Origin of the sequence: Azospirillum sp. B21 (assembly GCF_008364825.1) — a bacterium.
Classification (GTDB): Bacteria; Pseudomonadota; Alphaproteobacteria; order Azospirillales; family Azospirillaceae; genus Azospirillum.
In genome coordinates this window covers 1-833 of the sequence record NZ_VTTO01000056.1, presented here as the reverse complement: position 1 = coordinate 833, position 833 = coordinate 1, and the positions used below count along the sequence as shown (strand labels likewise).

Below are 833 nucleotides of genomic sequence, written 5' to 3'. Positions count from 1 at the left end.
GGCATCGTCACATTAACTTGATCGAGACCAAGAAGGCGGCTGCAGCAGCCCGCCAACGCCCATCAGGCCATCTTGCGGACACACGTCTCCTGCTGCCAGACGGCGAAAGCGTTGGCTCGATAGGCCCGATATTCGGCGGCCGTCATAAGGTGCCGGCGCGGGTGGGAATGCTGGTGAATGGGGCCATGGGCGGAGAGAAACTGCTGGGCCTGCCGGGGTGACGTGAAGCGCTTCATCCGTCGCTCACGCAGCCGGGTCGGCTGGTGCGAGTTCTCAGCGCGATTGTTGAGATACCGGCTTTGCCGGTGCTCCACGCCGGGGATGATCTTCCCTTTGGCGGCGGCGTACGACTTCAGCTTGTCGGTTACGACGACGCGGGGCACGTAGCGCAACCCCGTCAACAGCTTCCTGAAGAAGCGCTTGGCCGCCTTGGTGTTGCGCCGGTTCTGCACCAGGATGTCGAGCACCACACCCTCCTGATCGACCGCGCGCCAGAGGTAGTGCTGGACACCATGGATCTTGATGAAGACCTCGTCCAAGTGCCAGCGGTCACCGGGCTGTGGGCGCCGGCGGCGCAGCCGGTTGGCAAAGGTCTGGGCGAACTTGCGGCACCAGCGCCGCACCGTTTCATAGGAAACCTCAACGCCGCGGTCGGCCAGGAGCAGTTCGACATCCCGAAAGCTGAGCGGGAATGTATGGTAGAGCCAAACCGCATGCGCGATCAGCTCGGCCGGGAAGCGGTGGCGGTAATGGGGATCGGGCTCACGTCTCATCCCGCCACTATGCCCAGTGCAACAGGAGCTCGCCAGCCCCGCGGTTTATGTGACAATGCC

1 protein-coding gene is annotated in these 833 nt (G+C 63.6%); it reads right to left on the bottom strand.

The window, feature by feature from the left end; all coding sequences use genetic code 11:
• Positions 1–62: 62 nt before the first annotated feature.
• A complete protein-coding gene (locus tag FZ983_RS33890; protein ID WP_109152430.1) occupies positions 63–773 on the bottom strand; it encodes an IS6 family transposase in 711 nt (236 codons plus the stop codon).
• Between the last annotated feature and the right edge of the window lie 60 nt (positions 774–833).

Excerpts from the sequence above, each read along its gene's own strand:
- FZ983_RS33890 (WP_109152430.1), bottom strand. The coding sequence starts at position 773 with ATGAGACGTGAGCCCGATCCCCATTACCGCCACCGCTTCCCGGCCGAG.